Annotated in this window: 19 protein-coding genes; 6 read left to right on the top strand and 13 right to left on the bottom strand. The window is 63.3% G+C overall.

The window, feature by feature from the left end; all coding sequences use genetic code 11:
* Window positions 1-14 precede the first annotated feature (14 nt).
* From GCT13_RS14215 to GCT13_RS14250, 8 genes are all read right to left on the bottom strand, one after another.
* The gene (locus tag GCT13_RS14215) at window positions 15-2,054 is read right to left on the bottom strand and encodes a sigma-54-dependent Fis family transcriptional regulator (RefSeq protein ID WP_152759008.1); all 2,040 of its coding nucleotides are present in this window, start codon (window positions 2,052-2,054) and stop codon (window positions 15-17) included.
* A gap of 235 nt (window positions 2,055-2,289) precedes the next feature.
* Window positions 2,290-2,937, bottom strand: coding sequence for a two-component system response regulator NarL (narL, locus tag GCT13_RS14220; RefSeq protein WP_152759010.1), 648 nt, complete (start codon window positions 2,935-2,937; stop codon window positions 2,290-2,292).
* Between the two features lie 220 nt (window positions 2,938-3,157).
* Entirely contained in the window at window positions 3,158-4,117 is a 960-nt protein-coding gene (locus tag GCT13_RS14225) for an electron transfer flavoprotein subunit alpha/FixB family protein (protein ID WP_152759012.1), read from the bottom strand.
* On the bottom strand, window positions 4,117-4,914 hold the full coding sequence (locus GCT13_RS14230; protein WP_152759014.1) for an electron transfer flavoprotein subunit beta/FixA family protein: 798 nt from the start codon (window positions 4,912-4,914) through the stop codon (window positions 4,117-4,119). Before GCT13_RS14230 ends, GCT13_RS14225 begins: the two co-directional genes overlap by 1 nt.
* Window positions 4,911-6,476: a hypothetical protein gene (locus GCT13_RS14235; RefSeq protein ID WP_152759016.1), complete on the bottom strand. Its 1,566-nt coding sequence runs from the start codon at window positions 6,474-6,476 to the stop codon at window positions 4,911-4,913. The genes GCT13_RS14230 and GCT13_RS14235 overlap by 4 nt, the downstream gene beginning before the upstream one ends.
* Window positions 6,477-6,505: 29 nt before the next feature.
* Window positions 6,506-8,668: a heterodisulfide reductase-related iron-sulfur binding cluster gene (locus GCT13_RS14240; protein ID WP_152759018.1), complete on the bottom strand. Its 2,163-nt coding sequence runs from the start codon at window positions 8,666-8,668 to the stop codon at window positions 6,506-6,508.
* A 151-nt stretch (window positions 8,669-8,819) separates the two neighbouring features.
* Complete coding sequence (locus GCT13_RS14245; protein ID WP_152759020.1) at window positions 8,820-11,012, bottom strand: oxidoreductase; 2,193 nt, start codon at window positions 11,010-11,012, stop codon at window positions 8,820-8,822.
* A 153-nt stretch (window positions 11,013-11,165) separates the two neighbouring features.
* Complete coding sequence (locus GCT13_RS14250) at window positions 11,166-12,278, bottom strand: aminomethyltransferase family protein (RefSeq protein ID WP_152759022.1); 1,113 nt, start codon at window positions 12,276-12,278, stop codon at window positions 11,166-11,168.
* A gap of 502 nt (window positions 12,279-12,780) precedes the next feature.
* Here GCT13_RS14250 and GCT13_RS14255 point away from each other — a divergent pair.
* From GCT13_RS14255 to GCT13_RS14275, 5 genes are all read left to right on the top strand, one after another.
* Window positions 12,781-13,737, top strand: coding sequence for a PDR/VanB family oxidoreductase (locus GCT13_RS14255; RefSeq protein WP_152759024.1), 957 nt, complete (start codon window positions 12,781-12,783; stop codon window positions 13,735-13,737).
* A 15-nt stretch (window positions 13,738-13,752) separates the two neighbouring features.
* On the top strand, window positions 13,753-14,823 hold the full coding sequence (locus GCT13_RS14260; protein ID WP_152759026.1) for a heme-dependent oxidative N-demethylase family protein: 1,071 nt from the start codon (window positions 13,753-13,755) through the stop codon (window positions 14,821-14,823).
* A 148-nt stretch (window positions 14,824-14,971) separates the two neighbouring features.
* Window positions 14,972-16,651: an APC family permease gene (locus GCT13_RS14265; RefSeq protein ID WP_152759028.1), complete on the top strand. Its 1,680-nt coding sequence runs from the start codon at window positions 14,972-14,974 to the stop codon at window positions 16,649-16,651.
* Between the two features lie 27 nt (window positions 16,652-16,678).
* Window positions 16,679-17,272 carry a dimethylamine monooxygenase subunit DmmA family protein gene (locus GCT13_RS14270; protein WP_152759030.1) on the top strand — a complete coding sequence of 198 codons (594 nt, stop codon included), beginning with the start codon at window positions 16,679-16,681 and terminating at the stop codon, window positions 17,270-17,272.
* A 132-nt stretch (window positions 17,273-17,404) separates the two neighbouring features.
* On the top strand, window positions 17,405-18,541 hold the full coding sequence (locus GCT13_RS14275) for a porin (protein WP_152759032.1): 1,137 nt from the start codon (window positions 17,405-17,407) through the stop codon (window positions 18,539-18,541).
* A 20-nt stretch (window positions 18,542-18,561) separates the two neighbouring features.
* On the opposite strand, the gene GCT13_RS14280 is transcribed toward GCT13_RS14275, so the two are convergent.
* Window positions 18,562-20,376 (bottom strand): histidine kinase, encoded by a 1,815-nt coding sequence (locus GCT13_RS14280; protein ID WP_152759034.1) that lies wholly within the window; start codon window positions 20,374-20,376, stop codon window positions 18,562-18,564.
* A gap of 72 nt (window positions 20,377-20,448) precedes the next feature.
* On the opposite strand from GCT13_RS14280, the gene GCT13_RS14285 reads away from it, so the two are divergent.
* Window positions 20,449-22,332 carry a sensor domain-containing diguanylate cyclase gene (locus GCT13_RS14285; protein ID WP_152759036.1) on the top strand — a complete coding sequence of 628 codons (1,884 nt, stop codon included), beginning with the start codon at window positions 20,449-20,451 and terminating at the stop codon, window positions 22,330-22,332.
* 8 nt (window positions 22,333-22,340) lie between these two features.
* Here the strand turns inward: GCT13_RS14285 and GCT13_RS14290 are convergent, their stop codons facing one another.
* The 4 genes from GCT13_RS14290 to GCT13_RS14305 all read right to left on the bottom strand — a co-directional run bounded on the left by GCT13_RS14290 (window position 22,341) and on the right by GCT13_RS14305 (window position 25,412).
* A complete protein-coding gene (locus tag GCT13_RS14290) occupies window positions 22,341-22,856 on the bottom strand; it encodes a hypothetical protein (RefSeq protein WP_321574351.1) in 516 nt (171 codons plus the stop codon).
* A gap of 183 nt (window positions 22,857-23,039) precedes the next feature.
* Entirely contained in the window at window positions 23,040-24,170 is a 1,131-nt protein-coding gene (locus GCT13_RS14295; protein WP_152759038.1) for an aminomethyltransferase family protein, read from the bottom strand.
* Between the two features lie 290 nt (window positions 24,171-24,460).
* A complete protein-coding gene (locus tag GCT13_RS14300; RefSeq protein ID WP_152759278.1) occupies window positions 24,461-24,748 on the bottom strand; it encodes a hypothetical protein in 288 nt (95 codons plus the stop codon).
* On the bottom strand, window positions 24,735-25,412 hold the full coding sequence (locus tag GCT13_RS14305; protein ID WP_152759040.1) for a hypothetical protein: 678 nt from the start codon (window positions 25,410-25,412) through the stop codon (window positions 24,735-24,737). The genes GCT13_RS14300 and GCT13_RS14305 overlap by 14 nt, the downstream gene beginning before the upstream one ends.
* Between the last annotated feature and the right edge of the window lie 12 nt (window positions 25,413-25,424).

Consider the following 25,424-nt stretch of genomic DNA (forward strand, 5'->3'; position numbering starts at 1 on the left):
AAGGGCGAGGCGCGTCAGGTCTTGATGTGGACGCGCTTCATTTTCCGGTAGAGCGTATTGCGCGTGATGCCGAGTGCGATGGCGACCTGGCTCACGTTCCAGCGATGCTTGTCCAGCAGCGCGAGCAGCGCTTCGCGTTCGGCCTGCAGAATCGCATTGAGCGGCGCAGCGGCGTCCATTTCGTCTTCTGCGTCGGCCGCTTCGTCGCGGTCTGGCAGTGCCGCTGCGGGGCCGCCCGGTCGTGAGCGATGCAGGTTCTTGTCACGCTGCACGAGCCACGCGGGCAGATGGGCCGTGGTGAGCTCATCACCGTTGCAGAGGACGGCCGCCGTGCGCAGCACGTTGCGCAACTGCCGGATATTCCCCGGCCAGTCGCAATCGAGCAGAATCTGCCGTACGTCCGCTGAAAGCCGTGGAGCAGGGGTCTGCTCTTTCTCTAGCAGATGACGGATCAGTGCGAGCTTGTCCTTGCGGGCGCGCAGCGGGGGTAGCTCCAGCATCACGCCATTGAGCCGGTAATACAGATCCTCGCGGAACTGGCCGCTTTCGACCAGTTCAGCCAGATCGCGGTGGCTTGCGCTGACGAGCTGAAAGTCCACCTTGACGACGGTTTCGGAACCGAGCGGCGTCACTTCGCGTTCTTCGAGGACGCGTAACAGACGCGCCTGCAACGCGAGCGGCATGTCGCCGATCTCATCGAGAAAGAGCGTGCCGCCATCGGCTTGCAGAATCTTGCCGCGCCGTCCCTCGCGTTGCGCGCCCGTGAAGGCGCCCGCGCGGTAGCCGAACAGCTCGCTTTCGATCAGGTGTTCAGGCAACGAAGCACAGTTGACTGCGACGAACGGGCCATTGCCGCGCTCGCTTGCCGCGTGCAGCGCGTGAGCGAACACTTCCTTTCCGCTGCCCGTCTCGCCATGCACGAGCACGGCGATGCCGCGATCGATCACGCGTGCGCCGAGATCGAACTGACTGGCGATCTGCGCATCGCCGAATTCGACGCGCACCGCGCCCGCACCTGACGCGCCCGTCGTCCGCGTTGCGCGTGCCGGACGCCGGGCACCCGTGGCACCCGTATCGTCGTTCGACGCGGGCCGCTGCGCCGGCGCGATGGTTTCGCGCGCGGCGCGATCGCGCGGCTCCTGAGCGACCACGAAGAAGCGGCTCGACGCATGCGTGCGATAGATCGCGATGGGATAAAACGAACTGCGTGCACTGCGCGCGACGATCTCTTCGAGAGAAGCATTGAAGATGTCGGTGATCGATTTGCCCGCGATCCCGTCGAGCGACACGAACCCGAATTGCACGAGCGCACTGCGGTTCGCGCCGAGTATCGCGCCGTCTTCGTCGACGGTGAGCTTGCCCGCATGCAAGGTGCCGACGAACTCAGGGCGACTGTGAAACTGGATACGATACGCGTGCGTATGACGTGCATCGAGCAGGCGGTTCTCGACCATCTGCCGGGACATGCCGACGAGCACGAGCGAGTGTTGCTGCAACAGAGGCGAGCGGCTCGTGACGTCCAGCACGCCTGCGATCGATCCGCATTCGTCGAGTACGGGCGCGGCCGCGCAGGTCAGCGTGCCATAGCGGCTGTAGAAGTGCTCGCGCTGGCGCACGGCGACGGGCTCGCCTTCGGCGAGACAGGTGCCCATGCCGTTGGTGCCCGCTTCCCGCTCGTTCCATATGGCGCCGGCGCACAGTCCCCAGTCTTCGACTTCGCTGGCGAACTCAGGCGACGACGCAAGATGCAGGATCACGCCATCGGCATCCGTCATGACGACGGCGAGCTCGGAGTCGCCGAGCTGCTGATAGAGCGTTGCCATTTCGAGCTTCGCGCAATCGACGAGATCAGCGTTCTGCTCGCGGCGCAGCGCGAGTTCCGCACTCGTCATCACGGGTGGCGGCACGCTCGCGTCGGGATCGAGACCATAGTCTTCGACGCAGCGCGTCCAGGAGCGTACGACGGGCGCGCTCGGGGCGAATGCGCCAAGGCGCTCGCGCATGATGGCTTCGACCCGGTTACTCTTTCCCGCGAGCGGCTGGCATGACGACATGGTGAACATCTCCGAGAAGTCACGGACGCACAGACATGCGGATAGGTGCGTCACACTGAAGCCGATTATTGGCAATCGGATTCGGCCTGACAATCAGCCTCGATGGTCTACCTCGCGGGGAGTAGAGGTAAACCAGACGCACATTCGCAGCGAGCGCACGGCACGATGCCGCGCGAATGTGAGCGCGCCTGGAGAAGCGAAGGGAAGCGGCGCGGCGCGTATGCGCGCCGCCGCATCAAGTGTGCGAGCGCGAGCCGTGCTCCTGCTGCCACAACACGGCTTCGAGACGCGAGTGAAGATCGAGTTTTCGCAGCACGTGCTTGACGTGAACCTTCACGGTGCCAACGCTGATATCGAGCTTGCGCGCGATGGCCTTGTTGCACAGGCCGGCCACCAGATGGTCGAATACCTCGAGTTCGCGTGCCGTCAGGTCATTCTGCGCGGCGGGAATGCGCTGCCCGCCCGAGAGCGCGTGAACGAGACTGCCCGTCACGGATTCGCTCAGCACGGCTGTGCCCTTGAGCGCCTTTTGCAGCGACACGCACAGGTCCTCGGGGTCCATGTCCTTCAGCAGATAGCCGTGCGCGCCCGCGCGCAACGCGGCCACGACATCGCGTTCGTTGTCCGACACCGTCAGCATGATGAAACGCGCGTCGACGCCCGCTTGGCGCATGCCTTCCAGCGTTTCGATACCGTTCATGCGCGGCATGTTCAGGTCGATCAGGACGACGTCCGGCTTGAGCTGTACCGCCATTTCGATCCCGTCCCGGCCTGAGGTCGCTTCGCCCGCGACCTCGAATGTTGGGTCCATCTGGATCAGTTGCGCGACTCCTTTGCGAAACAACGCGTGGTCGTCGATAAGAAGTACTTTGTGAGGGACCATCTGCTCTTCCTGGACTCATCATTGACCATACCAATCGGCTTCATCGGTCTGGCTGCGTGGACTGCGCGTTGTAGCGCAGCGCGATTGTGAACGTCTGAGCGGTGGCTTATTGTTGCTTTTTGCCGGAGTGTTGCGCCAATCAGTTTAACAACATGCTGCAATTGAAAAAATAGTTTGCACCCGGAATGCGGGCACATTCCGGGTTTTCCATAGTACGGGCCTAGAAGTGGCCGCGCAGTTCTTCTGCAATATCGAAGATGTCGCCGACGATGCCGTACTTCGCGATCGAGAAGATCGACGCCTCGGGATCGGTATTGACGGCTATGATGTTCTCGACGTGCTTCATGCCTGCCATGTGCTGCACCGAGCCCGAGATGCCCATCGCGATGTAGAGCTTGCAGTTCGCGGCCGTCTTGCCGGACTGCCCGACCTGGTGCGCCTTGGGCAGCCAGCCGGAGTCCGCAATGGGACGCGAGCAGCCGAGCGTGGCGCCAAGCGAGCTTGCGAGTTCGCGGAACTGCTCGACATGGGTTTCTTCGCCAATGCCGCGGCCGATCGACATGATGAAGTCCGCGCCGGCGATATCGACGTCGCCGCTCGCCGCGGGTTCTTCAAACGACTCGTGGTGGCTGCGTGGCGTGAGCGCGGGTGCATCGAACTCGCTGACTTCGGGCGTGCCCGCGCCTTCGGGTGCCTTGAAGGCGCCGGGCCGCACCGTGATGACGACACTCGCGCGGCCGGGAAACTCGATTTCCATGTTGACCTTCTGTCCATAGCCGGAGCGCGTGGCGATCCAGCTTTCCCCGTCGCGCGCAAGTCCGAACGCGTCGGTGGTGAAGCCGTAGTTGCCTTTGACGGCGAGGGGCGCGGCGTAGCCCAGCGTGTCGATCGTATGAGGCAGCAGCACGAGCGACGGCTTGCGTGCTTCGATCAGCGCGTGTGTCACCGCCTGGTACGTGTCGGGATCGAACGCATCGGTTTGCGTGCGCACGGTGACGATCTCATCGACGCCCGCCAGCTTGAGCGCGTCGACGAACGCCGCCGGCGTGGCGCCCAGCACCGCGACCGTCACGCGTTCGCCGCCTGCCTCGCGTGCAGCGACTGCCGCGCCGATCACTTCGATGCTCACAGGGCGCAATTGCCCCTGACGATGTTCAGCAATAACCAGAATCCCGCCCATTACGCTTCCCCTCGAAGTTCCTTGATGATGCCCGCGAGGCGGGCGGCCTGTTCGGCTGGCGTGCCGTCGATCATCTGCGCGCGCCCGAGTTCGGGCACATAGACGCGGCGGATGCGCGAGAGCGAACCTCGCGTGCCCGTTTCGTCGGCGCTCAGACCGATCGCGTCCGGCGTGACGGTTTCAATCGGCCTCGACGCCGCCTGCTTGATACCGCGCAGCGACGCGTAGCGCGGCGTATTGATGCCCAGTTGCAGTGTCAGGACGGCGGGGCATTGCACGGTGACGTTCGCGTATGCGCCGCCTTCGAGTTCGCGGCGCGCGCTTGCCGTGCCCGCGCCCGGCGTGTACTCGAGAGCCGCGACGACGGCCGCGTGCGGCCAGTCGAGCAGGCCGGCGAGCGCCATGCCCGTTGCGCCATATGCGTGATCGGACGCCTGCACGCCGGCGAAGATCATGTCGGGCGCTTCGCGTCGCGCGAGCGCGGCGAGCACGCGCGCGACGCCGATGGGGTCGGCCTCTTCCAGCTCGTCGCTCCAGATGCGGATCGCGCGGTCCGCGCCTTTCGCGAGGCATTTGCGCAGTTCTTCGTCGGCGCGCTCGGGGCCGACGGTCACGACCACGACTTCGATGTCGCTATTGCCCGCTTCCTTCAGAAGCAGCGCTTGTTCTAGCGCGTAATGGTCCCATTCGTTGAGATCGAATACATGAAAGTCCGCTTCGACGTCGCGGTCATCGTCGCGCAACTCGAAATCCTCATCGAGCGACGCGACCTGCTTGACGGCTACGAGTATTTTCATCCTGCCTCCTCCACTGATGTGGTCAGTTGATGTGTGCCCGGGTCAGGTGCCTGCGTTGCGGCTGCAACGGACCAGGGCTGGCGACTGCGATCGAGCGCCGCGGCGAGCGTGCCGGCGAGATGGCCGTACATGCGGGCGCGGGCCTCCACGTCCGGTTCGAAGCGCATGCGCCAGCGGTCCGCATCGGTTAGGCTCGAATGCATGAATACGAGTACCCGGTGCAGCGGATACGGCTCGTCGCGCAGCGGCAGCAACACGCGCCGCTGCGCGTGGCGGTTCAGGATGACGGACCGCCGTACATCGGGCGATGCGTGTCCGGCGAGGCGCGCGAGTGTCGCCTGCGGTGTGCCGCGATTGCGCGCCACGCCCGCCAGCACGTCGATATCGATGTCTTGCGACAGTCTGTGCAGCACCCGTCCCGGAAGTTCGTCACGCAACGCGACGCCCGCTCTGACCCATGCGACATGGTCGCTTGCGAGGAGCGAAAGCAGCGGCGTCGGGCACGCGGCGTGGCGCGTCACCGAGCGGCGCACGTCCGCTTCGCGATCGCGCGCGAGCCTGTCGAGCCGGATGCGCGGGCAGGCGCGGTTGCGCGCGAGACTGCTGCGCACCCACACGTCGCTGTCTTCGGCGAGCCACTCGACCACCTTCAGCGGCAGGTCGTCACGCACGGCAATCGCGCGTCTGACGAGAAGGTCCGCATCGAAGCACAGCAGAACGAGCGCGCCTGCGGGCGTCGCCGGATTGGTGGCGGCGGCGCGCCGCACGGCGGGGTCGTCGTCGCGCGCAAGCGCCGTCAGGATTTCACCCATGGTCCGCACGTTCATGGCGAGACTGCGCCGCTCCAGGCTCGATGCGGGAATGCTTCGCAACAGCTCGTTCGGGCACGCCGTGTGGCGCAGCACCTGGGCGCGGACGGCGCTTTCGCGCGTGCTGTCCCACAGGTGATGCAGCGTATGGGCGCTCGTCGCGAAGTGAATCGCGAGCAATCGTTGCAGCGGTTCGATGCCGCGACCGGCCAGTTGCGCGAGCAGATCGGGCTGCACGCCGACGTTCTCGCATAGCGAGCGCAACGTATCGATACTCCCGGTGTTCGCCGCGATCCTCGCCAGCAGCGCGGGCGGCGCTAGCGGGTGGCGCGCGAGCAGTTGCGCGATGCGGTCTCCGCACGGCTGCGTGCGGGTATCGTCGAGCCGTTGCAGGCCGTCGGCGAGCCGTTGCAAGCCGCACGCCGGCGTGGCGGCGTTACGGGCGAGGCGCGTCGCGAGCGTGGCATCCGCGTCAGCCGTCGCGAGCGTGCAAAGCCGCGCGAGTACAGCGGGCGGCGCGTACGCGCATGCAGCGAGCGCGAGCCGGTCGCCGCGCGAGCCGAACATGCGGGCTTCGAGCCGTTTGCGATCGGTGCCTTGCGCATGCGGATAGAGCATCGACGACGTGAATACATCCGATGCGTCGAGCGCGAGCCGCACCAGTTCGCGCCAGTGACGGCGCAGCCGTGCGCCCTCGCGCGCCGCATTGGTGGGGCGAGGGTGGCTTTCGGCCGGACTAGCGAAGGTCGTCATGGCGGCTGTCCGTGGCGGCTGTGCGTCGTTCAGGCGTCGGCGGTGACGCGTACGCCGTCAGCAGGCGGCGTGTCGCCGTCGACGTCGGCAAGACTCTCGGCAATCAGCTCGATCAGTTCGCGCACGACGAAACGACCTTCGTATCCGCTCGTCTTGAGCGCGTCCTCGAACATCGTCAGATCTTTCGGGCAGCACACGACGAACACTTCCAGCCCTTCGATCTGCGCCGCTTCCTTCATGCGGTTTTGCGAAGGCTTTTCCTGGCCGACCGGGTCGTTCATCCAGATGCGGCCGCCGCCCGCGCCGCAGCAGAACGAGTTGTCGCGCGAGCGCTTCATGTCGACGAGTTCGCATCCGAGTGCTTCGATGATCTGGCGCGGCGCGTCGTAACCCTTGTTGAAGCGGCCGAGGTGGCACGGGTCATGGAAGGTCACGCGATAGCCGAGCTTGCGCTTCGGGCGTATCGTGCCTTCGGTGATCATGCGGGCCACGAGACTCGTGTAGTGCTCGATTTCGAAATGGCCGCCGAAGTCCGGGTACTCGTTGCGGATCGTGTTGTACGAATGCGGGTCCGTGGTGATGATGCGGCGGAACTGCGACGTGCCGAGCGTCGCGATGTTCTGCGTCGCGAGGAGTTCATACAGGCCTTCTTCGCCGACACGCCGCACATCGTTGCCCGCGTTCACTTCGCCTTCGAACAGCAGGCCGAAGTCCACGCCCGCACTGTGCAGGAGCGTCGCAAAGGCTTGGGTCACACGCTGGTTGCGCGGATCGAACGATGCGTAGTCGCCGACGAACCACAGCAGGTCGACGGGCTCCTTGCGTGCGTCCTTGATCGGGAACGGCAGCGTCTTCGTCCACGCAGCGCGTTTGCGCTTCGACTCGTTGAACGAGTTGCCGTTCTTGTGGATCGCCTGCAGTGTCTTTTGCACCTGCGGTTCCATTTCGCCGTCTTCGACAAGATTGCGCCGCAACTGCACGATGATGGGCACATGCTCGACGGCGACGGGGCAGATCTCGACGCATGCCATGCAGGTCCGGCACGACCACACGGTTTCCATGAAGACCTGACCTATATCTTTGCCATGCACGTCGAGCTTCACCTCTTCGGGCAGCGTGTTTTTCTCCAGCGCCTCGTTCGCGAATTCGCGCAGGGACAGAATCACGTCGCGCGGCGACAACGGTGCGCCGACGGCGCGTGCGGGGCAGGCCTCATGACAGCGGCCACATTTGGTGCAGGCATCGAGATTGAGCAGATGCTTCCACGTGAAGTCGGTGATGGACTTGTAGCCGGCGCGCTCGGCGTCCGGTTCCACTTTCGGCAGGCGCTGTGCGGCGAGCGGGTCGCGCATCAGCAGCGAGCCGCTCGCCGTGAAGATGTGCTTGACCTTCGTGTACGGAATCAGCGCAATGAACGTGAGCGCGAGTGCGCCGTGGAACCACCATAGACCCGTGCGCAATACGTAAGCCGCCGATGCGCCGAGTCCCAGGCCGCGCATGATTTCGGCGAGCAGCGCTGCGACAGGCGACCACCAGCGCGTGTCCCAGACGACAGCGCGATCTTGCAGCCACACCAGCCGCAACGCGCTCAGCACGAACCCCGTGATGCCGATCAGCACGAGCGACCACAGGAAGGCCCAGTCTTCGCGGCGATATCCGCTGCGGTCGTAGTCGGGGTCGCCGGGCTTGCGGTCGGGGCGCGTGTAATCGAGCTTCGGCGGCTTGATCCATCCGCGCCGCACCATCATGTAGATCAGGCCGCCTGTCAGCGACAGGCCGGCGAGGTTCATCGCCAGCTTGAAGAACAGATAGAAATCGCCGTTCCAGAAATGGAAGCCGAGAAAGCGCGCCGTGATGTCGTAGTCGACGGTGACTGTCGCCGTGCCGAGGAACAGCACGGCGAAGCCGTAGAAGATGAAGCGATGCGCGCGGCCCGCCGCGGGATCACGGCGCGCGATCGTGCGGTGGTTCAGCACGACGCGCACCATCGCGCCAATGCGCGCGCGCAGATCGATGGGACCCGCGACGGGCTTGCCGCGCCGGTACTTGCGCACCTGCACATAGACGCCCCACGCGAACGCGGCCATCGCTGCGACGCCTGCCAGATAGAACAGTACGATCGCGAACGTGGGAAAGCCCTCGAAGAGAATCCGGGTGACGTTGACGGGGTCGAAGGTCGCTGCGCTCGACATGGGCTCGTCCGTTGAAAGAGGAAAAGGGGCTCCCCCGCCACGGCATCGGCTGCGCGGATCATCCCGTGAGGATGAGTCGGCGGCGCGATGCGCGTGGCGTAAAGACTGACGGGGAACGGTGGCGCGAGCCGCGAGGCTCGCGTGCCGCCTGCTACTTCTTGTAGACGATCTCGAAGGTGCCGCCGGGTTTGTGAGGCGTGCCCCAGACGGCTACTTCACGCTTGTACGGCAGCGGGATCTGCGCGTTCTGCTCTTCGATTTCGCGTGCCAGGCGGTGGCCCGTGAACGTCGCGTCGGCGATCAGGCGTGGCGCTTCGGCATCGCCGATCAGGTACACGGACTTGATGCCCTTGCCGTCCCATTCGCTCTGACGTTGCTTCAGTTCGCGATACAGGCCGTCATTGGAGCGGCGGCCCGTCACGAGCACGAGCGAATCGAACTCAAGCCAGCGGTGGGTCTTGTTCTCGTCGCGCGGCAACTGGCCCTTGCCCTTGTACGTGCGGCGGGAGCCATCGCCCCAGATGTTGTAGATCTGGATGCGGCCCTGCTCGATACGGCTCGCGAAATGATCGCCCAGTTCATGCACGCCCAGTTCGTGCAGGCGGCGCATCATGTTCGGATACTCGAGCGTGAAGTGCATGTAGTTCGCGAGATGCACGCCGCTCACGATCGTCACCTCGTGACCGGCCGCCGCGAGTTTTTCCGCGAGGCTCGGTGCCATGAAGTACGTGTCGGCGTTCAGGATCACGACGCGCTTGCCGATCGGCTTCTTGCCCGCGAGCACCTGTTCGGGCGTCAGCTGGTCGGGCTGCGATGCATCGGCGCCCGGAATGGGGTCGTGCGTCAGGCAGTTGGTGCCGTCGCCGACCCAATGCGAACCCGTGGCGATCACTACTTTTTCCGCGCCGTAGTCGAGCACGTCGTCGGCCGTGAGCGGCTTCTGGCCGAGCGCGAGCTGGCTGTGGCGATTCTTCTTCAGCAGCTTGGCGATCTGCGTCTCGCGATAGTCGCGGTGATAGCCCCATTCGCCGAGTCCCGGCAACGTGACCACGCTGTTCAGATGACCGCCGATCTTCTCCGCCTGGTCGACGAGGTGCACCGTATAGCCGCGCTGCATCAGCACGCGCGCGCACTCCGATCCAGACGGACCCGCGCCGACCACGAGGATCGAGTCGCTCGAGCCGCATTCGGCGAACTTCTCCGGGTGCCAGCCGCGGCGATATTCTTCGCCGGCCGTTGCATTCTGCGTGCAGATCATCGGCGGGCCGCCGATTTCCCAGCGCGAGATGCACACGTTGCAGCCGATGCAGACGCGAATGTCGTCGATACGCCCTTCGTCGATTTTCTTCGGCAGGAACGGATCGGCAATCGAAGGACGAGCCGCACCGATGATATCGGCGATTCCCTTCGTGACGATCTCGGTCATCTTCTCGGGGTCGGTGAAACGGCCGACACCGAGCACCGGCTTTTTCGACACCTCCTTGATGAAGCGCGTCCACGGCACCTGGTGACCCTGCAGATAGAAGCGCGACGGGCCCGCGTCTTCGCCCCATTCGGCGATGTCGCCGACGTCGACGTCCCACAGGTCGACGAGCGAATCGGCCATCTCGACGAACTTCATCCCGTCGTTCTCGACTTCGATGCCGCCGCTGCCGTACAGCGTGTCGACGGCAAAGCGCGTCGCGATTGCACAGTCGCTGCCGACCGCGCGGCGCACCTTTTCGAGCGTTTCGAGCCAGAAGCGGGCGCGGTTTTCGAGCGAGCCGCCGTAGCCGTCGGTGCGCTTGTTGTAGTACGGGGAGAGAAATTGCAGCGGCAGATACGAGTGCGCGCCATACACATAGACGATGTCGAAACCGGCATCGCGGGCGCGCAGCGCGGCATCGACATAGAACTGCTGGACATCGCGAATGTCGTCGAGGTCCATCTCCTTGCAATACGTCAGCGTCTCGAACTCGGACGCGTACTGGCTCGGACCGCGAGGCGTCGCGCGGCTTTCCATGCACGGCGCGTGCGAGCCGCCGTACCACATTTCGATGCCCGCCAGCGCGCCGTATTTGTGCACCTCCTCCGTCATTGCGCGCAGGTTGCGCACATCGCCTTCATCCCAGATGCGCGCCGAGAGGCGGTGCGTGTCGTCCGACTCCGGGTGGATCGAGCAGTATTCCGTGTTCATCGCGGCCCAGCCGCCTTCAGCCTTCATCGAGCGGTGCGCCGCCTGAAAGCCTGGCAGGTTGCTGCCTGCGCCGATGCAGTGCGGAACCTGATAGAAGCGGTTGCGCAGCGTCTTGGGGCCAATCTGGATCGGCTGGAACAGCACGTCATGACGGGGATCGCGGGGCATGGAAAGTGTCTCCTTTAGCATGGACTACGTGAGACAAAGGCGGGGCCGATCAGGGACCGCTGGACAGTTGCTGTGCTTCGCTCTGCCTCTGTCTTTCTCGTGGTGGCGGCACGCGGTGCGCGCCGCCGTATCGTGGGATGACGGACTACGGACTCAGGCGGCGACGCGGGTGCGAAGCCGCATCGGGTCGTAGAACGGCGTCTTGCTGACTACGCCGCTGAACCTGCCTGCCGCATCGCGAATCTCGACCTTGGTGCCGAGTGCCGTATGGTTCGGCTTCAGATGCACCATCGCAAGCGACTGCATCAGATAGCGGCTGAAAATCGCGCTCGTCACGACCCCGACCTGCTCGTCGCCGATGTAGATGGGCGACCCGGCGCTGACGGCTGCATCGTGCTTGACCACGACACCCGCCTGCTTCACGCGCTCCTTGCCGCGCGCGGCGAGCAAGGCTTGCTTGCCCACATAGTCGCCAGCCTTGTCGAGATCGACCATCCAGTCACAATTCAACTCCCACGGCGCGGTGTCGCCTTCGGGCATGTCGAACGGATAGAAGAGCAGCGCGGCTTCGATACGCGCGATTTCCAGCGACATCCACGATGCGGGCACGGCGCCGTGCGGCTTGCCCGCATCGAGAATGTCGTCCCACAGCGCGACGGCGTCGGTGGATGCGCACGACACTTCGAAGCCCTGTTCGCCCGAATAGCCGCCGCGCGAGACGATGATCTTGCGGCCGAACAGTTGCGTTTCGACGTGTGCGAAGTAGGGCAGCTTGTTCAGCTCGATGCCGATGTGCGGTTGCAGGATGTCGGTCGAACGCGGGCCTTGCAGCGACAGCATGTGAACATCGAAGTCCTGACGCCATTCGACGTTGCGCTTGTGCGCGGCGCGCTCCAGATGCGTCTGCGTGGTGCCGCCGCCGTGCGAGAGCCGGAAATGCTGTGGGGCGTCGTAGATCACCATGAGGTCGTCGCAGACACCGCCGCGCTCGTCGACTTCGGCGGCAAGCCGTGCTGTGCCGGGCTTCATGCGGCTTACGTCGATCGCGCAGATGCTGTCGATCACGGCTGCCGCATCCGGGCCCGTCACGCGCACGATGTTGAGTGCGCTGATGTCGTAGAGTCCCGCTGCCGTGCGAACGGCTACCACGTCGTCATACGGATCGCCCGAGTAATACCAGGGAATCGGCATGTCGTTCCAGGAATCGCCATCGAGCTTCGAACCTAGCTCACGATGACGGACGTTGAGAATGGATTGCCTTGTCATGATGTTTTCCCGAAAGTAGGACCGTTGCTGGGGAATGACTACACGCGTTTGTGTCGCGAAGGCGGTGATATCGGACGGCTCGGGTACGCCAGCGTCGATGACCGCAAGTCTCTGCCGTCCAATTTCGCCTCACAATCGCCCGCTGGCACTACCTCCCGATGGGTAGATCCCGCTACTCCGGCTGCGCCCGCGCAATGACGCGACGAGTCCATGCAATGTCGGCGCGAGACTGCAAAGCGTGCGAAAGGCGCCGGTAAGCGAGGCCGTAGAACCATTGCCAGTGCGGCTCGCGCGGATGCAGGAGAGAACTTCGCAAAGAAGAAGATGGCGCGGCGGGCAGGGTAGTGCGAGGCAACCATTACTGCGCAGGGACTACCCCCACTGAATCATTGATAACGGTTTTTTGCAGGCCGATGCTACGTCCATGAATGCAACGACGCGAAGGGCAAGCATCGCTTGTCACTCACGCCCACCAGTTCAGACCTATGGAGGTGTCGACGGCATGAATGCTTCGAGAACGATCCCCGTACGTGTCGCGCGCGTCGAGTCGGTGACGCAGGACGTGCGACGTTTTACGCTGGAGAGCGCCCAGGGCGGACGGCTTCCGGCGTACTCCGCAGGCAGTCATGTCGTGGTGACGATGCGCGGCAAGGAGCGCCTCTGGCGCAACGCCTATTCGCTGACGACGCCCGCCGGCTCACGCGACGCCTGGCAGATCATGGTGCGGCGCGTGCCTCAGTCGCGCGGTGGCTCGGCCTTCATGCACAGCGAGGTGCACGAAGGCAGCGAGCTCGAAATCTCAATGCCGTCGAACTTTTTCCCGATCGCGCGTTGCGGCGCGAAGCACGTGATGATCGCAGGGGGTATCGGCCTTACGCCGTTTCTGTCGATGCTGCCGGACCTGGCGCAGGCGCATGCGCGTGTCGAGATGCATCTGTGCTGCCGTCCCGAGGACGAAGCGGCGTTCAGGGAACTGATCGCGAAGCGCACCACGGGAGACATCGCCGTCTACACCGATCTGTGCGACGCGAGCGAACGCTTTGGCGCGCTGCTCGCTGCACAGCCGGCGGGCACTCATCTCTATACGTGCGGACCCGAAGGCCTGATGAACGGCGTCGCCCGTACGGCGCGCGCACTGGGTTGGCTCGCGAGCCACTTTCATCAGGAGAGCTTCGGCGGCGGCTCGCACGGCGCGCCTTTTACCGCGGTGCTCGCGCAAACGGGCCGCGAGGTGAATGTGCGCGGTGACGAAAGCCTGCTCGAGGCATTGGAACGCGAGGGCGTGGACGCACCGTACATGTGCCGGGGCGGCGCATGCGGGACGTGCGCGCTGGAGGTGCTCGACGGCGAGCCTGACCATCGCGATTTCTGCCTCGGCGAGGCAGAGCGGGCCACGGGTGGGCAGATGCTGCCCTGTGTGTCTCGCGCGCGAAGCGAACGCCTCGTGCTGAACATCTAGAGCTAGGGGGAGATCATGGCCATCGACTTCAAGACGGAAGAAACTTTCCGCGATACCTACACGTTCCGCAACAGCGACGACGCGATCCTGCGCTTTCCATTTCCCTTCCCGGACGACAAGTACATGTACTCGGTCAACATCGAGCCGCATGTGAAGGAAGGCAACTCGCCCGTGTTCCTGTCGGCCTTCGATATCGACGAACACTATGTCGCGGAATGCCGTGACCGCGCACTGACGCTCGAACGCGATCCGATGCGCTGCCAGGTGCTCGACCACATGCGGCCGGCCCAATGGGACACGCTGGAACTCCTCATGGAAAGCCTCGCCGAGGACTATCCTGAGCAATTCGAGCTGGAGCGCAGCGGGGACAAGTGGAAATGGACAAACCGTCCGCTTGGGCTCGAGCAGGCCTTCACCTTCGGCGACGACAGCACGTTGCCCTGTGCTCCGTTCGAATACATTACGCGCCAGGCGCAGGGCGATTACGTGCTGATCGACCAGCGCGACGACAACCTGTTCATGGATGGCGGCATGGTCACGACCCAGGCGGACTGGTCGCTCGACTTCGATCTGGGTATGAACTTCGTCGAATGGCACGGCCCCGTGCCGCTTGCGCACCAGGCGGGCATCTTCGAGCGCGCGCTCAAGTTCCTGCTGCGCCTACAACTGGGCGCGCCCGTGCGGCGGCTGAACTGGACGATGACAGTCAATCCGCGCCTCGATACCTCGCCGGAGAACTACCACGAGTGGGGCCCGGACCGCGCGAGCGTGACGCCGCAAAACATCGGCGACAAGCTGCATTTGCGCGTGGAATTGCAGACGCTCTTTCGCCTGCCCCGCAGCAACGCGATTCTCTTTTGCGTGCGCTGCTACCTGATCGGACTCGGCGAACTGGCGCGCGTGCCGAAGTGGGGCAAACGCCTGCATCGTGTGCTGTCGACGCTGCCGGATGAGCTGGCCGAATACAAGGGCATCACGCGCTATCGCCAGACGGCCATCGACTGGCTCGCACCGTTGGACGATGGCGCAGAGATCGCGAAGGGTACGCATCCGGAAGTCGAGCGGCTCGGGGCTGAAGTCGCCTAGGTCGATATTCGCCGGGGTACAGGCTTATTCACAATCACAAGCTGTTGCAGTGTTTCCTTCCCCCGTTGCACCGCTGCGGCGTGGCGCGGGCAATTTCACGCGGAACGATTCCCACAATCGGTATTCCACCGGAAAAAGGACGACAGTTATGAGTGCGGTTTCCGAAGACTACGCCGTCGAAACAGTCGACGGCACCTTGCATCGAAAGATCAGCTGGACGGGTGCATTCTGGGTGGCGAGCGGCGTGCCCGCGCTCGTGCTCTTTTCGATCGGTTCGATCGCGGCGACGGTCGGCAAGCTGTCCTGGGCGGTATGGATCATCTCGATCGGGCTCGGCTTCATTCAGTCGTTCTCGTATGCGGAGATTGCGGGTCTCTTTCCTCACAAGTCGGGTGGCGCCTCCGTCTATGGCGCGATCGCGTGGGTTCGGTATTCGAAGCTGTTCGCACCACTGTCGGTCTGGTGCAACTGGTTCGCGTGGTCGCCCGTGCTCGCGATCGGTTCGGGACTCGCGGCCGGCTACATTCTCTCCGTGCTGTTTCCCGCGGACGCGGCGATCAATACCTGGCAGATCACGCTGGTGAATCTCGACTGGATACGTTCGGGCCTGAGCCTGCGGATCAATTCGACATTCATACTCGGCGCCGTGGTGCTGCTCATCACGTTCGCGATCCAGCACCGCGGCATTCTGAACGCAGCGCGCATCCAGACGATACTCGGCGTGGCCGCCCTCGTTCCGCTGATCCTCGTCGGGACAGTGCCGCTTTTCAGCGGCGACCTGCCGATGCACAACCTCTTTCCGCTCGTGCCGTTCGCGAAGGACGGCGCCGGTCAGATCGTCGACGGCACCTGGGATCGCGCGGGCATCACGTTGATGGCGGGCGGGCTGTTCATTGCGGCGTGGTCCACATACGGCTTCGAAACGGCCGTCTGCTATACGCGTGAATTCCGCAATCCGAAGGTCGACACGTTCAAGGCCATTCTGTATTCGGGCCTCTTGTGCATCTTCGTGTTCACCGTCGTGCCGCTGGCGTTCCAGGGCGTGCTGGGTCTCGGCCATATGGTCTCGCCCGCCGTCAAGGATGCAGCGGGCAATATCGTTACGCCGGCCGTGTACGACGGCATGCTCTCGCCCGATATCTATAGCGGGATGGGCGTCGCGAAAGCGATGGCACCGATGATTCACGGCGGGCTGCTGGTCGAGCGCGTGCTGATCGTGATGCTGGTGCTGGCGCTCGTGCTGGCGATCATGACGTCGATGGCGGGGTCTTCGCGCACGCTGTATCAGGCATCCGTCGATGGCTGGCTGCCCAAGTACCTGTCGCACGTCAACGAGCACGGCGCGCCGACGCGCGCGATGTGGACGGACCTGTGCTTCAACCTGGTCCTGCTGCTGATGTCCGACTATGTATTCGTGCTGGCGATGTCGAATGTCGGTTACATCATCTTCAACTTCCTGAACCTCAATTCAGCGTGGATTCACCGGCTGGACCGACCCGACTGGAGCCGGCCGTTCCGTGCGCCGAACTGGCTGCTCGCACTCGGTACGCTGTTTTCGTTCGTCAATCTTGCGCTGCTCGGCATGGGCGCGGACATTTGGGGCTCGGGCACGCTGATCTCGGGACTGTGCTTCGCGGCGCTGATTCTGCCCGTGTTCCTGTTCCGCCACTACGTGACCGACAAAGGGCATTTCCCCGATGCGATGAAAGAGGATATGCAACTCGTCGGCTCGGGCCGCGTCGCCCGGCGCGCCGGCATCCTGCCATACGTGACGGTGGTGGCGGGAATCGTGGTCGTCGCGGTGACGCATAGCCTCGCTATCTACTGAACCTCCTGTCGAACGGATCGAACAGCCATGATATCGACCAACAAAAGCCGACCCGAATACGTGCCGCTTGCTCCCGACCCGCACGGCACGCGCCACTGGTTCGTCACGAACGGCGCGAGCAACGAGGATTGCGTGCGCGTGAGTCTCGCGCTCGCAGGGCTCCTGCCGATGGACGTGTGGGAAGTGAATGACCCCGCGAAGCATGGGGCAGGCGTCACGTTTCACGGTGCGAGAGAGCGCACGTTCGCGAACGAAGCCGCGCTCTTCGATGCGTTGGACGAGGCGTTGCGCGACCCGGCGACGGCGACCGTCGGCTTGCGCATCTATGCGCTCGGCAGTGAGCCGTTCATCTGGTCCGTCGGGCGCATTGCGCAGCGCTACGCGCTTGCGCCCGAAGCCATCCGGTTGCAGCACAGCGGCACGTTGCAGCGGCGCGTGTACTGCATTCACTGTCACGCGTTCAACGAGCGCGTCACGCAAAACATCGTCGCTTGCGGCGGCTGTGGACTGCAGCTCTTCGTGCGCGATCATTTTTCGCGGCGCCTTGCTGCGTTCATGGGTGTAAAGGCAGATGCCGAAGTCCCCGGCGAATTGCCCGCCATCGAGCAGCCATACCTGTAGTTCCGCAGTTCTGTAGTTCGCTCCCAGTCTGATCGAAATGCTCATCGCACCGCTTTGGCGGCGCGATGAGCGTGCGCGCATGGCAGTTGCCCGCCCGATGCGCGGCGGCCTATCGCCCAAGGGGAACCCTAGATGAAATACATGCTTCGCAATGCGGCCTTTGTATCTCTCTGCGTGAGTGGAAACTGTTATGCGCAGAGTTCCGTGACGCTCTACGGCGTGCTGGATACGGGCTTGAACTACACGAGCAACTCAGGCGGCCATCATAGCTTCGCGATGGTAAGCGGCGACACGGCGGAAACCAGTTTTGGCCTGAAGGGCACGGAAGATCTCGGCGGCGGGCTCAGTGCGATCTTTACCCTCGAAAACGGCGTCAATCTGAATACGGGTCAGCTCAACGAGGGCGGCCGCCTGTTCGGTCGCCAGGCATTCGTCGGATTGTCGTCGACATCGGCAGGCACGCTCACGCTTGGCCGACAATACGATGCAACCGTCGATATGTGGAGTCCGTTCACGGCTGCTGGAAGCTCGATCGGCGACTTGGCTGCGCATCCGTTCGACAATGACAATGCGGACTTCGATTTCCGGCTCAACAACTCGATCAAGTACGTCTCTCCGACCTTGTATGGGTTCCAGCTGGAAGGCGTGTACGGTTTCAGCAACACGACGAACTTTTCCGCGAACCGGGCCTATAGCGCGGGGCTAACGTATACCGTTGGGCCGCTGTCCCTCGTGGTCGCTTACCTGCATCTGAATGGAGTAGGTACGACGACGGATGGCGCTATTACGTCCGACGCAGTATTCGTCGCCCCGAAGCAGGAGAATATCGACGCAGGCGTGAAATGGACGTTCTCCGAAAACGCCAATGTGTCGCTCGCGTATTCGCACGTATCGGTTACTTCGCCCACCGCAAATGCGTATGCCCCGAACATCGGCACGCAGGCGTGGACATCATGGAAATTCGACAACGTCGAGATCAACGGCCAGTATTACCTGATGCCGGATCTCTCGCTGATCGGCGCATATACCTATACGCACGGACGGCTCGAATCCACCACCGGCAGCGACAGTCCAAACTGGCATCAGGTCGCGCTCATGCTGAACTACAGTCTCAGCAAGCGGACCTCTGTCTATGTACAGGGCGCATGGCAGCACACGAACGGCAAGACGGGAACCGACTTTGACGGCGCGCATATCGTTGGTTCGAGCGGCGTGTCTTCGTCGGGCAATCAGGCGGTCGCCCGGATTGCGATGTCGCACAAGTTCTAGGATCGCCTTCAGGAATCCGTTCAACGCACGCCCGCGCCGCTGACGGCGCGCGCCTTGTGTGCGGCGAGCGCAGCCGGGACAAAGCTCAATACGACGCGCGAGCCGCGTTCCACGGCCTTTACTTCGAGCCGGCCGCCGAGGCTGCGGGCCCGCTCGCGCATGATCGACAGGCCGTAGTGATGTTCGTCGCCCTGGGTGCGGTCGATGCCACGGCCGTCGTCCTCGATCGCCACCGTCATCGCGTGGCCGTCGGACATCAGTTGCACCTGTGCCGTCGTCGCGCGCGCATGGCGAATCACGTTGGTCAGTGCTTCGCGTACGATCTGCGCGACGTGCATTTCCTCATTGACCGTCAGCCGCACGCGCGGCACACGGTTGTCAATAGAGATTTGCACCTCGCTGCGCGAGCCGAATTCCTCGGCGAGGTCTTCGAGCGTGGAAGCGAGGCCATGCGCATGCATCGGCGAACGAAACGTCGTCAGCAGTTCTCGCAACTGCCGATAGGCGCTGTCGATGCCCTCGCGGATGCCGCGCGCAATTTCGGCGATGTCGGTTTGCGAGAGTTCGGGCGGCAGCACGGCTTGCAGGCGGGCAAGCTGAATCTTCATGTACGACAGCGATTGGGCAAGCGAGTCATGCAGCTCGCGCGCAATGGCACTGCGTTCCTCGAACAACGCCATGCGCCGGTCGCGCACATCGCGGCTGACGTTGGAGATCGCGTGGGCCAGCACGCTCGCGATGGTCTCCATCAGGTACAGGTGACGTTGCTCGAAGCGCGTGTCCGACTCGCCTTCCGCGATCAGGACGCCGTAGCTCGCGAGCGGCACGCGCACGGGGGCGGCCAGCACGGGCGGTGCCTCGCCGCCTTCGAGCGGTGAAAAGGTGTGGGTGCCGACGAGCGTCATCAGTTCGTTCGTGACGCGTGATCGCACGATGGCGGGCACATCGCCGTTCGGCGAGACGACGGAATCGACGTCGAGCAGCTGCGCGGTCGCTTCCGTCATCACCAGCGCGATGCGCCGCGCGCGAAGCACGGCGACGAGACGTTGCAGCAGGGCTTCGAGTGTCCGCCCGGAGGGCTCTTCTTCGGCGAGCTGCGCGCAAATGTGATGCAGCAGTTCGAGCGACTGGTCGGCGAACGCAATATAGTCTTCGACGATCCGCTTGAGCCGGGCCGACTCGTCCTGCTCGGTGCGCAGGCGCACGGCGAGTTGCGCCTGGAGTTTGAGCAGGCGATCGATTTCATCACGGCCTTGCGGCACGGCCTCACCCGTTTGCGCGAGCGCCTGCAATGCCGCTCGCGGCCGCGTGAGGAGCGCGCGTCGGGCGCTCCATGCCAGCGAGACGATGCCGAAGATCAGCAGGCATACGGTGCAGGCCTGCAGCAGTCCCAGCACGGCCGTATGCACCTGGGCCTGGTAAGCAACCTGCGAGCGCAGCGCGTCGAGCGCCGCGAGCTTCGCATCCGGCACGCTCTCGCGTTCGGCCGCAGACGCGGCGTTCGCGGCCGCAAGCGACGCAGTGAGTTCAGGCGTCGGCGCACCGCGTTGCCTCCAGTCGTTCAGTAGCGTATCGTTGCGAACAAGCGAGTCGGCCAGCTCCCTCAGTGCACGGGCCGTTTCGGGTGTACCCGACTGCAGATCTGCCGCCCTGTGTCTCAATCTCATCGCTTCGTCGAGAGAGAACAGCGTCTGCCTGAAGCCTTCATTTCCGCTCGTCTGCATCAGCGTGCCCACGTAGAGCAGCGCAATCAGGGCTACGATGCAGGCCAGCAGCAGGCAGACCTTTGCGTATAGCGGATAACGGTGAATGGGCGCAGACTTGTCCATATTCATGGGCGGGTAAAGTCGTGACGCGCAACGCACGCGCTCACGATCAGTGATCCAGTTTTCTGAAGCGAGAACTTCATGTCGGTTTATCTGTTCGCCACGGTATTGCTGGCTGCGGTGGCTGCACTGGTGATTCCCAAACTTGGATACAGCTCCGACAGCAATGGCCTATTGTATGTCTCGATCGGGCTGGCAGGGTGCGTTGCGGCATTGCTGCTCAGCATGGCGTATGGTGCGCGCCGCACGGCGCCGCGCATCGTGCGCGCGACCGGCTCGTCGCCTGAACTCGGCGCGTTTGCCGCCAATCTTTCGACGCCCGCCGTGCTGCTCGATAACGACGCGCTCGTGTTCGTCAATAGCGCCTTTCTCAAACATGCACGCTGGGAGCCCTACGCGGATGAAATCGTCGGGATGCCGTTCAGCAACCTCGTGCATCCGCAGTCGCTGCTCGATCTGACCGCATTGCTCACCCAGTCTCGCGACGGGGAGGAGCGCACCTCGGGCTCTTTGCGGATTGCCTATGGCGACGGCGGTTTCCGTCTGCATTCCGTCACGGCGTTGCGCGCGCGGGGCTCGAGCATGACGCTGCTGCAGTTTCCCGCGCCTTATACGAGCGTGGACGCACAGCGCAGCGAGCTGCAACTGCTGCACCATTGCAAGGATGCCGTTTTGCAACTGCCTCAGGCGCTCTTTCGCGTCGACCGCGAGTTACGTCTGATCTTTTGGAATCCTGCCTGGCGCAACCTCGTGCGCGCGGTCGGCACCGATGCGGAGCCCAAGCCGCTCTCGTCGTTCTATCACCCCGAAGACGCCGAAACGCTGAATGCGCGCGTGAAGGCGCTGCTCGACGGTCACCTGAGCGAACTGGTAACGGAAGCGCGGCTCATTCGCGCCGACAATACGACGGCTCACGTCGAACTGCGCTGCCACGCCGTGACCGACGATGAGGGGAATCTGGTCGGCGCCGTCGGTCTCGTGACGGACGTGTCGAATCGACGCCGCAACGAAGAAGCGCTGCGCGCAAGTCGGCACAGCCTGCGCACGCTGCTGTCCAATCTGCGGGCGATGATCTATCGCGGGCAAAACAATCGCGACTGGTCGATGGAATTCGTCAGCGAGGGATGCTTCGATCTGACGGGCTACGAAGCATTCGAGCTGATCGACGAAAGCCGCATGACATTCCGCTCGCTGATTCATCCGGATGATCGCGAATTCGTATGGAACGAGGTGCAGGCGCGGGTGGTGGCTCGCGAGCCCTACGAGCTGACTTACCGGATCGTGGACCGCTCCGGTCAGACCAAGTGGGTGTGGGATCAGGGATGCGGTGTCTATTCGGCTCGCGACGAGCTGATGGGACTCGAAGGCTTCATCGTGGAGGTGGCGCGCCGGCAGATGGTCGAGGAAAACGCCCGGCGGCGGCTGACGTTCGAGCACTCGACGGGGCTCACGAGCGTGTCGATGTTTATCGACCGGCTGGAGTTTTCCGCGGCCATTTCGGCGCGAACCGCGCTGCCGTGCGCGGTCTTCGCGATCAACGTCGGCGAACTTGAACACGTTGCAACGCGCTTTGGCCAGGACTACGCGGATCGGGTGATGATCGACATCGGCAGGCGGCTCGAGGTGACGCAAGGACAGCTCAATTGCACGACGTTGCTCGACCCGCATGTGTTCGTCGTGCTCGTGGTCGATTTCAGCGCGGATGCGCTTGCGTGGTGCGGCGATGCGCAGCAACTGGCGCAACGTGCAGCGGAGAATCCGGACGCCGTGCTGGACGAACTGCAGGAGAATCTGCAGAAACTGCTTGAAGGGCCTGTTCGCGTGGAGGGTCATGAGTTCAAGGTGCCGACGCGGATTGGCTGCGCGTCGATCGGACATGGCAGGACCGACCCGAAGAAAGTACTCGATCATGTGCTGGCTGCTTCCGGATGGGACGTCGGGGGCGACGCCGTTGACCTGGCGTGAACGCTGTTTCAGCCGGTGTTCACGGCATTCTGCGTGTCCAGCAGCGCGAGCACGGGTTCGAGCGAACGGTCGGGCAGGCTCTCTGCTTCAAGGCAGGCGAATTCGAGCAACGCGCGTTCATGGCGTGCCAGTTCGGCTAGTATTGCTGCGTCCTCTTCCGTGCTGTTGCGCTCCATCTCGTCGTAAAGCGTCACGAAGCGCCCGATCTCATCGATAAACCATCCGATGAACGCCGGCCACGACTGCCTCGCGTGTTGCCGGGCGAGCCGCATTCCCTTTTCACGTTGAGCCGCTTCGTCGATCCCGGTGATGCCGAGGCGGGTGATCAGCGGCGTCATACGGATACGCGTCTGGTATTCGAGTTGCGCGATCGCGGCGAGCTTGCGCCGTCGGTCCGGTGTGATCGCATCTCTGGCCATGATGGCGAACCACGTTTCCCCGTAGAGTTCGCTTCGTAAGCTGCCTTGATCTGGGCAATATATTCGGTTCTGTTCAAGCTCGATTCTCCACTGCGCCGGAAACACGGCGAAATGACGGGATGGCCACATGACGAGCACAGTCGCGACCGGCGTCAGCTTTTACGGCTCTTGATCACATGGCGCGCACCCTTCGCGCCCGCCATCTGTCGATTTTGAATAGCGATTCACGCACCCATGGTGCAATGCGCAACGGGCGTCCCACAATACCTCAGGGTAGGTAACGCGTGTCTATCCAACCGCCGTGCGCTTTTTCTTTTCAGGGTCGTCGAATGGGAGCGGCCTGGCGGTTGCACGTGCATCGAGGCTGCCTTTCACTTCGAGCGCGACGCCGTCGCGGGCCTTATCGACATTCAGACGCGCAATCGCAAGTGAACGGCCAGTCAGCCGCGAGTACATTCCGCAAGTGATGACGCCGGCCTGTTCTCCGGCGTGCCATAGCGTGTCGCCCGCAGTCGTGGCTTTCGACGCTGCGATCTCGACACCGTAAATTTTGAAGCGCTCTTTGCCCGCCAGGCGGAAATGCTCGCGCGAACCACAGAACTCGGTCTTTCCCGGCGATACCGTGAAGTCGAGGCCCAGTTCCCACAACGTGTCGCCCGCTTTTTCGTCCGCAAATGGGTACATTTCCGAATTGTCATACGGGAAGAAGAGCAGGTAGCTCTCGACGCGCAGCCAGTCGAGCGCAAGGAATGCGCATGGAACGATGCCGAAGCCTGCACCTTTCGCCAGTATCGTGTCCCATATGAACGGGCCATCGGCGGCTTTGCAGAAAATCTCGTAGCCGCGTTCCCCCGTGTAACCTGTGCGGGAGATCATCACGGGCCGGCCGAAAAGACGCGTTTGCACATGATGGAAGTACGGCAGTTCTCTGATGCCGGGGACATGCTCCGCGAGGAAATCCACCGCACGTGGTCCTTGCAACGAAAGGTCATGCAGATCGTCGTCGAACAGCACGGCAACCTGGCGGCCTTGCGCGGAACGCACCAGCCGTTCGTAGCCTGTGCCCGCGCCATGCACGACCATAAACGCGTTGGGACCGGTACGGTAGACGATGCAGTCGTCGATGAACTTGCCGTCTTCGTTGAGGATTGCGGCGTAGACGGATTTGCCCGGGTAGAGCTTGCTGATGTCGCGCGTCGTGGCCCAGTCGAGCAGGCTCTCGGCATGAGGGCCTACGTAGTGGACTTTTTTCAGGCCGGACACATCCATCAGTCCGGCTTTGGTCCGTATCGCCTCGTGGTGGTCGGCGAGGTCCGTCGAGTAGGTCCAGGCCGTGCCCATGCCGTTCCAGTCCTCGAGGCTGGAACCCAACGCGCGATGGCGGTCCGCGAGAGCCGAGATTCGCCAGGTATTTGCCATAGAACACTCCATTAAGTCGATCGTTTGATTGGTCTGCGGCATTGTCACCACAGATGAGATCGTTTCTTATCGTCGGCAAATGCTCAATCCGTTAGTCGGGGTACGACTAAATAGGTAGGCAGAACAGGGAAGGGTGGTTGTGGGTGATGTGATGCTTGCGATGGTTTTCTTTGATTTGCTTCGCGCATCGCGTACGTACTGGCAGACCATGAAGCAGAGCGACATGAAGCGCGGCCAACACAGTGGCCTGTGCCTGTGCCTGTGCCGATAAGCCGGTCAGAAGGTCGTCATCAAACAGCGAGCCGACTACGAAACATCTCCCAGCGATACCGGGCGATCAAATAGGCATCCATCACGGCTATTGCATAGACGAACACGCCTCCCGCATGCCGCCCGATAAACGAGCGCCCCGGCGCGGCAAGCTGCATGGTGACGAACCCAAGCGACAGCATGAAAAACAGCATGATCAGCGCGCGCGTCGGCATCCTGTTGATCAGTTGCCCGGCGCCCGGCAACAGCACGGCCGCCAGCAGCACGATATACGGATGAACCGGCCGTGCGGTCTTAGGCTTGACCATGAACACCTCCTTTCATCACATCGGCGCACACCTGTACCGCCTGATCCAGCAGCGATCTGACCAGCGTCGCCGGCAACCGCGCGTCGCGAAACACGGCCCGACGCAGCACGAGATACTCGCTGCGCTCGGCACCGTGTGCCTGATAGACCATCCTCACGCCATGCCGCGTCACTAGCATCTCCTTCGCGCGCGGGTCGGCAAAGAATCGCTTCACATGAGGATCGAGCACGGCAAGCGGCAGTTGCGCAGCGGGCCTGTCGGCCTTGATTGTCATCTGGGCTGGCCATGCGTGCGGCGTCGCGATCCGCACGGGCAAGCCATCGGCAGGTGAATAGAACTCCGTGTTCTGTGCGCGCGCGAGCATATCGATGGTTCCCGACATCGGCAATGCGCGCTTGACCGTCACGCGCAGCCAGAGCGACGGCACCTTGCGAAACCCGACGTCGTCGACGAGCGGTGCAATATGCACGTCATACCCGTCATAGGTACCGGCCAGCACGGGCCAGGCGACGGCGTCCTGTGTCAGGCGATGTCGTTCGAAGAGCGTGAAGCACGCGTCGAATAGTTTGCGTCGTTCCTCTCTCAGTGCACGGTGATCGCGCTGGTGCATCAGCGCGAGCACGGCAAGAAAGGCGACGGCAAGGACGATCCCGGTCGATTGCATGTCAAGAAGCGC

The sequence above is a fragment of the Paraburkholderia franconis genome, from assembly GCF_009362735.1.
Lineage (GTDB): Bacteria > Pseudomonadota > Gammaproteobacteria > Burkholderiales > Burkholderiaceae > Paraburkholderia > Paraburkholderia franconis.